Here is an 8,081-nt window from a genome sequence, read left to right on the forward strand (position 1 = left end):
ATCACTGCTATTACAATGATAAGTGCAGACCCTACATGCCAAAACTCTCCAAGAGCTATTGCAAATTGTTTGTTCATAATGATAAAACCTCCCTTAATAACATATGCTTAAAAGCGCTTTTATGCATGTTTGAATGATACTATTTTATCTTTTAATTTTCAATCATTAAATTATACCTTATCATTTATCTTCTAATGCATGTTTAAAAATTCTTTTTTGTATTATGCAACTGAATGAATTTGTCGATTATGTTACTTCCTGCCTTTATTGCCCCTTAGCCAGTTTGGACTCTTGCGCGAATTAATATATAATATATTTAAATCAATATTAAGGAGCAAAGAGATGACTAGAAGAAGATACTCTATGGAAGAAAAAGAAAGAATATTAGAAGAAGTTAAACTAGCTAAGAATAGAAGAGCCGTGGCAGCTAAGTATAATCTGGCTGAAAGTACCATCAGAGGGTGGGAAAAAAAGCTTTCTCAGAAAGAATCGGGTCAACATAAGGATTTAAGTAAAATTAATAAAACCCTTGAGGCTGAAAATAAAGCACTGAAAGAAATTTCTGCTGAAAAAGATCTTGAAATTAAAATTTTGAAGGATATGTTAAAAAAGATGTAACCACTATTTTTAAGTATCAAGTAGCAAAATATTGTATTGATGTAGGGAATAAACCTTCCTTAGTCCTGAGGATAGTGGGGTTACCTAAGTCTACTTACTACTATTACAAAGATAAACAGAAAGAATATAAAATAGTAAAACCTAAAAGAGCAGGCGCGAAGCCTAAAGGATATAGCTTTAATTTTAAAAATGAAAAAGTTTCAGATGATAAAATCAAAGAACTTTTAAAAAGTTATGATGAAACCAGAGAATGTGCATATGGATATCGAAAGAGAGCTCATGCAGTTAAAAGAGATTGGGGAATAATCCTTAATCATAAGAAGTCTTATCGGTTATGTAAAGAATTAAAGCTTCTCCGAAAATATCGACCTCAACCAAAAGAAAAAAAGGTTTTAGCTACAAATAAAAAGGTCCAATCATCAAATAAATTATGGGAAATAGATGTGAAATATGGATATATCCATGGAATCGGAAGGGTATTTTATGTTTGTGAAATTATCGATGTTTTTGATAGAAGTATAATTGATTACCATATTGGATTCTCCTGTACTGCAGAAGATGTTTGCAACTCTTTAATTAGAGCTGTGAACAGGAGATTAGAAATCATACCTGAGGATCTCTATATTAGAAGTGACAACGGGTCCCAATTTACCAGCAAATTGTTTTCAGAAACTTGCAGAGCTCTAGGAATAAATCATGAGAGAATCCCCAATGCTACTCCTAATAAGAATGCTCATATAGAGTCATTTCATAGTATTTTAGAGCGGGAAGTTTTTGGTTACAAGTATTTTGAAAGTTTTAAAGAAGCCTATGAAGAGATGCAGGAATTTATAGATTTCTATAATAGAAAAAGAATTCATGGAAGTTTAAAATATATGACTCCACAGGAATTCTATGAAAAATACAAAGGAAAAGAATCAGAGGAATTTAAAGTAGCAGCGTAAAACGCGCAAAATAAAGAAATAAGTCCAAGAATTAGGGGGTCAAACCGCTACATGGAAGACGAGCTAAAGGATTAAAAAGTTTTTTTACAAAATTTATCAAAACTAAAAAAAAGGTATATTTTATCCTTAGAGTATTTATATTTTATTATTTTTTGAAGATGCAATTAAAAAATTAACGCAAGTATTTAAGGTCAAGTGCGAAACATCAGTTATATGAGCTTTAGTATCCAATAATACTGTAATTTTAGTAACCATTTTGGAATGCCTTTTTTTAGAAATCAAAAAAGGTCCAAGTGCAAATATTACACTTAGACCTTGGTTATAATGGAATACAGAGAATGCGTTTATATCTTGTATAAAAAAAATTAAAAATAAAGTTGACTTTGGTAAAAGAAAGGTATATGATTATAAAGTAATGTAAAATAAAAATAGCTATCTTTTAATAAAAATATTAAATCTGGTTATTTATTTAGTTGAAAATTTTCAACAGTACATAATTATAAAGTTGCAGAAAAAGGAATTCAGAATGCCAGAACAGAATATTTTAATTTAAAGAAGCATCAGAGATTATTTTTTTAATCAAATATATGATTATTTAATCATATAGGAAGGGGAATGAAAGATGAAATCAATAATGAGGAAAACTAGAGTTGTATTAAGTGCATTAGGTGGATTAATTTTTATCATTAGCATTTTACTAGTCAGAAATTTTGAAGGTGTAGATACTCATAAAAATTATGCAAAAATAGCGTCAAGTTGGTCCAGTATGGGAAAAGAACTAAATCATAATAATTATGCAAAAGTAGCAGCAAACTGGACCGGAAATGAAAGAGAGCTAAATCATAACAGTTATGTAAAAATAGCAGCAAATTGGACCTCTAAAGGAGAAAAAATAACTAATAACAGTTATGCAGAAATAGCATCGAACTGGATCCATATTTAGAAATGTTAAATTTTGTAAGATGAAGAATATAAAATAAACTATTAAAATTGATTTGGAGGAAATAACTATGAAAAAAATGCAGATTTTTGAAAGTGCTATGTGTTGTTCTACCGGGATATGTGGAGCTAGTATAGATTCAGAATTACTTAGGATATCTACTGTTTTATCTACGTTAAAAAAAAATGGAGTTGAAATTAATCGTTTTAATTTGTCAAGTTCACCACAGGAGTTTGTTGATAACAAAATTGTAAACGAGTTTATAAATAACACCGGTGTAGATAATTTACCGATCACACTTTTAAATGATGAAATTGTCATAAGTGGGCGATATCCAAGCAATGAGGAGTTAGTAAAACTATTAGAGATAAAATCAGATTTATTGGAGCAGGAACAAAAAAAATCTGGAAATTGTTGTTGTTCCAATGGAAATTGCTAATAAACTTATCACATTTGAAGGTAGAGAGGATGAATTATTATGAATATATTTAACCCGACAGATATCTCGCTTACGAAATATTTGTTTTATACAGGAAAGGGCGGTGTAGGTAAAACTTCTACAGCTTGTGCAACTGCTGTAACTCTTGCGGATAACGGAAAAAAAGTATTATTAATAAGTACTGATCCTGCTTCAAATTTACAGGATGTATTTGGGACTGAACTTACAAACAAAGGAACTCCAATAGAAGGCATACCAAATCTTAAAGTAGCAAATCTTGATCCTATTCAAGCTGCAGCTGAGTATCGAGAAAGTGTTATCGCTGTATACAGAGGTAAACTTCCTGATGCGGTCCTTAAAAATATGGAGGAGCAGTTGTCAGGCTCGTGTACTGTAGAAATTGCAGCATTCAATGAATTTGCATACTATATTACAGATGAAAAATCACAAATGGAATACGACTATATAATTTTCGACACAGCCCCTACTGGACATACATTAAGGATGTTACAGTTACCATCTGCTTGGACTAACTTTATAGGTGGAAATGCACAAGGTGCATCTTGCTTGGGACAGCTTTCGGGGCTTGAGAGCAAAAGAGAAATGTACAAGAAAGCCATGGAAACTTTATCTGACGACAAATTAACAACACTTATTCTCGTGGCACGTCCTGAGCATTTTCCTTTGAAAGAAGCTGAAAGAGCGTCTAAAGAACTTCGTGAGATTGGTGTAAATAACCAAATATTAATTATAAACGGTATACTTTCAACTTATGATGATAATGTTTCCAAAGGCCTATATGATAAACAGCAAAACAGTCTTTTGGATTTTTCTGAAAGTTTGCAGGAGCTTACAACTTATAAAATTCCTCTCAGGGCGTATAACATTGTTGGATTAAAGAATATTAGATCGTTTTTATCTGCGGATGATTTCATTGTTTATGAGGAAAAGCTAAGTGTCAGCAATATCCCTAACTTGAATAAAATAATTGATAATTTATATTCTTCTGGTAAAAAAGTTATTTTCACTATGGGGAAAGGCGGAGTAGGAAAAACAACTATTGCCGCTGCAGTTGCGTTAGGACTTTCAGAAAAAGGTGCCAAGGTGCATCTTGCTACGACAGACCCTGCAGCACACCTTAAGTTTGTTATCCAGGAAAAAGAAGGCATTACTTTAAGCTACATCAATGAAAAAGAGGAACTTGAAAGATATAAGTCTGAAGTGTTAGCCATAGCCAAAGAGACAATGTCAAAAGAAGATATTTTGTACATAGAAGAGGATTTGAAATCCCCCTGCACGCAAGAAATTGCTGTATTCAGAGCCTTTGCAAATGTAGTAGAAAAATCTGAAAATGAAATTGTTGTTATCGATACTGCACCAACTGGACATACATTATTACTCCTTGACTCCACGCAAAGTTATCATAAAGAAATTGAACGTTCCCAAGGAGATGTTCCAGAATCTGTAAAAAAACTTCTTCCAAGACTTCGTAATGATAAGGAAACTGAAGTTCTGATTATTACTCTTGCAGAAGCGACACCTGTTTATGAAGCTATGCGTTTAGAAGAAGATTTGAAACGTGCTGGGATACATAATGAATGGTGGATAATTAATTCTTCACTTTTTACCACCAATACAACAAATAAAACTCTGAAAGCAAAAGCAAGCAATGAAGTTCAGTGGATTAATAAAATAGAATCACATTCTAAAGGGAATTTTGCAGTTATATCTTGGAGTCCCTATGATGTTAAAGGTGACAAAATCTTAGATTTAATTGGGAAATAATTATAAAAGAATTCATATGATAACTATACTGGTCTCCGTATGGAGACCTTTTTCTATGTTGCAACTAGTAATAAATATAAGAAAACTATTTGACCTATTACAGCATCTCCAGAGCAGAGATCTATTTGATAAAATTATTAAAAATTGTTTGACTATTCTGAAAAAAAAAGGTAATATGATTTAATAGTCATATAACGGAGGAGGAAGATCTTTGGAGATAATGGATATATTGAAATTAATTTCAGACATCAACAGAATGAGAATATTAAATATACTGCATAATAAGAATAAAACCTGTGTTTGTGTTCTAGAAGACATATTGGGACTGAACCAATCAAATCTTTCAAGACATCTTAATAAATTAAAGAAAGCAGGAGTAATTATAGGAAAAAAAAGGTCTCAGTGGGTCGATTATGAAATATCTGAAGAGTTCCTTGAAGAAAATCACTTTGTAAAGGAAATTTTAGAGACAAGACTTACTGGGAAAATATTTTTAGAGGATCTGAAAAATACTGAATGTACTGAATGCTGATGTATATGTTTTTAATGAGTGTATTATCCAATATATAGTTTTACAGCCATATTTTCATTGTAGTTATATTTTTTTATAAACAAATATGATTATTTATTCATACAAGGAGGAGAAAGATGCAAAAGGAAACAGGAATTAATTTTTTTGAAAAATACCTTACTGTTTGGGTAATCTTGTGCATGATAGGAGGTATAGCAATAGGGAAATATATTCCACAGTTCCCAATCGCCTTGGGTAAATTGGAATATGCTAACATCTCTATGCCCATAGCAATACTGATATGGCTGATTATCTATCCTATGATGCTGAAGATTGATTTTAAAAGTATAGTTGATGCTACTAAAAACTTGAAGGGTCTAACTATAACCACTAGTATAAACTGGTTAATTAAACCCTTTACAATGTATGCCCTTGCGGTATTGTTTTTAAAGGGAATATTCAGCGGGCTTATTCCTGCAGAGCTTGCAGACGAATATGTTACTGGAGCTGTTCTACTAGGTGCAGCACCTTGTACAGCGATGGTATTTGTATGGAGTAAACTGACTAAAGGTGATACTGCTTATACTCTGGTACAGGTAGCAGTAAATGACCTGATACTGCTGGTAGCATTTGTTCCTATTGTAGGATTTTTACTGGGCGTTTCCAATGTTACAGTACCTTATGCAACTCTGCTTTTATCCGTAGTTTTATTTGTGGTAACTCCTCTGATTGCAGCATGGGCTACAAGAAAATACGTAGTTGCTAGCAAAGGACTAGATTACTTGGAAGACACATTTGTAAAAAAATTCGATAAAAGTACTATGATAGGATTGCTGTTGACACTTATTATTATATTTTCATTCCAAGGTGATAAGCTACTTACCAACCCTATGGATATTGCTCTAATTGCAGTACCGCTTACTATCCAGACGTTCCTTATATTTTTCATAGCATATATTTGGGCTAAAAAATGGGGGATGCCCCATGAGATAGCTTCTCCGGGAGCTATGATAGGAGCTAGTAACTTTTTTGAACTGGCAGTGGCAGTGGCCATAGCACTATTTGGTATCAACTCGGGAGTTACCCTGGCAACTGTAGTAGGACTTTTGGTAGAAGTACCGGTTATGTTAGTTCTGGTTAAAATCTCAAATTCTACAAGAAAAAGTTTTGAAGTAAAAGAAGTTATTGCAGAAAGGTCTGTATAAAGGGGGAACAATGAAGATTGTAATAATTGGATCTGTAGCAGCAGGAACATCTGTAGCAGCAAAAGCCAGAAGAAATAATGAGGAATGTGAAATAACAGTATACGAAAGAGACAGTGACATTAGTTATTCGGGATGCGGACTTCCTTATTATATTGGAGATGAGACAATAGAAAGAGATGTTCTTACCCCAAGAAACGATAAATGGTTTGAGAAAAGATTTAATATGAGTTTAAAAACAGGTCATGAAGTGTTATCTGTAGATAAAGATAAAAAAACACTTATTGTAAAAGACCTTGCAACAGGAGAAGAGTTTGAGGACAGCTACGATAAGCTGGTAATAGCTACAGGTGCTTCTCCTATAACGCCGCCTATAGAGGGGATTGGAAGAGAAAATGTGTTTTTTCTTAGAAATGTCAAATCGGCAGATAATATAGTTAGTTTTATTGCCGCTAATTCTCCTAAAAAAGCAGTTATTGTAGGAGCGGGATATATCGGCTTAGAGCTTCTGGAGAACCTGGAAAACCTGGGAATAGAAGTAACCGTAATAGAAAGAGAAGACAGAGCTATGTCAAAGATGGATAAAGACATGGCAGTGTATCTTGAGGAATACCTTTTGAAAAAGGGGGTAGATCTTCTTTTGGGAGAAGAGGTTGTCAAGATAGATGAAAAATCAGTGGAAACAGGAACCGGTAAAAAAATAGATGCTGATTTTGTAGTTGTCTGTACAGGAGTAAAGCCAAATTCTAAACTTGCAAGTGACATGGGAGTAGAAGTATATCCAAACGGAGCTGTAAAAGTAAATCATAAGTTAGAGACAAACATTGACAGTGTTTATGCTGTCGGGGATGTAGCTATGTCCTGGTCGATCATAAACGGGGAACCTATGTATGTTCCTCTTGGCTCTACAGCAAATAAGATGGGAAGAATCTGTGGAGATATTATTACAGGAGGAAATCTCAGATTTAAAGGTATTCTCGGCACTGGTATATTTAAGGTATTTGATATGGCAGTGGCATCTACAGGGATGACAGAGGAACAGGCATTAGAAAGAGGTTATGATGTGGAAGTTGTCCACAACATAAAGCCTAATCATACGGCATACTTTGAAACAAGCAGAGAGATGATAATAAAAGCTGTAGCAGACAGAAAAAGCGGAAAACTTCTAGGAGTTCAGATTTTAGGAGAAAATGGTGTAGACAAAAGAATGGATGTATTTGTAGCCCTTATGAGTACGGGAGCTACTATAGATGAATTCTTCCATATGGACTTTGCTTATGCACCACCTTTTTCCACTACGAAAGATCCTGTAATGTATACAGGAATGATACTTGATAACGCCATATATGGAAAAAATAAAATAATAACAGTAAAAGAGTTAGTGGATAACAGTCATGAGTATACAGTTATTGACGTAAGGGCCAGCAAGCAGTATGATGCAGCTCATATTCCAAGTGCAATTAATGTCCCTCTTGGAGAGCTGGGAACAAAGGCTCTGGACCTCGACAAAAACAAGAAATATGTAGTTCACTGTAACAAGGGTGTTACAGGAAATGCCGCTCAAAATGTAATGTTAAACCTAGGATTTGATTGCTACAATCTTTCAGGTGGTTATAAAAATTATGTAATTCAAACTAAAAAA

At 33.4% G+C, this 8,081-nt stretch carries 8 protein-coding genes; all 8 read left to right on the forward strand.

The features are described from left to right. Nucleotides 1–342: 342 nt before the first annotated feature. Complete coding sequence (locus tag ABZA26_RS03505; RefSeq protein ID WP_319369998.1) at nucleotides 343–618, forward strand: transposase; 276 nt, start codon at nucleotides 343–345, stop codon at nucleotides 616–618. Nucleotides 619–689: 71 nt separating this feature from the next. After that, nucleotides 690–1,562 (forward strand): IS3 family transposase, encoded by an 873-nt coding sequence (locus tag ABZA26_RS03510; RefSeq protein ID WP_372713137.1) that lies wholly within the window; start codon nucleotides 690–692, stop codon nucleotides 1,560–1,562. A 622-nt stretch (nucleotides 1,563–2,184) separates the two neighbouring features. After that, the gene (locus tag ABZA26_RS03515; RefSeq protein WP_372713132.1) at nucleotides 2,185–2,505 is read left to right on the forward strand and encodes a hypothetical protein; all 321 of its coding nucleotides are present in this window, start codon (nucleotides 2,185–2,187) and stop codon (nucleotides 2,503–2,505) included. Between the two features lie 67 nt (nucleotides 2,506–2,572). Further along, nucleotides 2,573–2,941 carry an arsenite efflux transporter metallochaperone ArsD gene (gene arsD, locus ABZA26_RS03520; protein ID WP_372713133.1) on the forward strand — a complete coding sequence of 123 codons (369 nt, stop codon included), beginning with the start codon at nucleotides 2,573–2,575 and terminating at the stop codon, nucleotides 2,939–2,941. 39 nt (nucleotides 2,942–2,980) lie between these two features. After that, nucleotides 2,981–4,726 carry an arsenical pump-driving ATPase gene (gene arsA / locus ABZA26_RS03525; protein WP_372713134.1) on the forward strand — a complete coding sequence of 582 codons (1,746 nt, stop codon included), beginning with the start codon at nucleotides 2,981–2,983 and terminating at the stop codon, nucleotides 4,724–4,726. 220 nt (nucleotides 4,727–4,946) lie between these two features. Continuing rightward, a complete protein-coding gene (locus ABZA26_RS03530; protein WP_372713138.1) occupies nucleotides 4,947–5,258 on the forward strand; it encodes an ArsR/SmtB family transcription factor in 312 nt (103 codons plus the stop codon). Nucleotides 5,259–5,374: 116 nt separating this feature from the next. Beyond that, a complete protein-coding gene (arsB, locus tag ABZA26_RS03535; protein WP_372713135.1) occupies nucleotides 5,375–6,442 on the forward strand; it encodes an ACR3 family arsenite efflux transporter in 1,068 nt (355 codons plus the stop codon). 10 nt (nucleotides 6,443–6,452) lie between these two features. After that, on the forward strand, nucleotides 6,453–8,081 hold a 1,629-nt coding region (locus ABZA26_RS03540), incomplete at its 3' end, for an FAD-dependent oxidoreductase (RefSeq protein WP_372713136.1).

Source organism: Ilyobacter sp., assembly GCF_041583315.1.
Taxonomy (GTDB): Bacteria; Fusobacteriota; Fusobacteriia; order Fusobacteriales; family Fusobacteriaceae; genus Ilyobacter.

Bases quoted from the DNA above. Each gene is read 5' to 3' on its own strand.
- ABZA26_RS03505 (WP_319369998.1), top strand. From the start codon at position 343: ATGACTAGAAGAAGATACTCTATGGAAGAAAAAGAAAGAATATTAGAA.
- ABZA26_RS03515 (WP_372713132.1), top strand. From the start codon at position 2,185: ATGAAATCAATAATGAGGAAAACTAGAGTTGTATTAAGTGCATTAGGT.
- arsD (WP_372713133.1), top strand. From the start codon at position 2,573: ATGAAAAAAATGCAGATTTTTGAAAGTGCTATGTGTTGTTCTACCGGG.
- arsA (WP_372713134.1), top strand. From the start codon at position 2,981: ATGAATATATTTAACCCGACAGATATCTCGCTTACGAAATATTTGTTT.
- ABZA26_RS03530 (WP_372713138.1), top strand. From the start codon at position 4,947: ATGGATATATTGAAATTAATTTCAGACATCAACAGAATGAGAATATTA.
- arsB (WP_372713135.1), top strand. From the start codon at position 5,375: ATGCAAAAGGAAACAGGAATTAATTTTTTTGAAAAATACCTTACTGTT.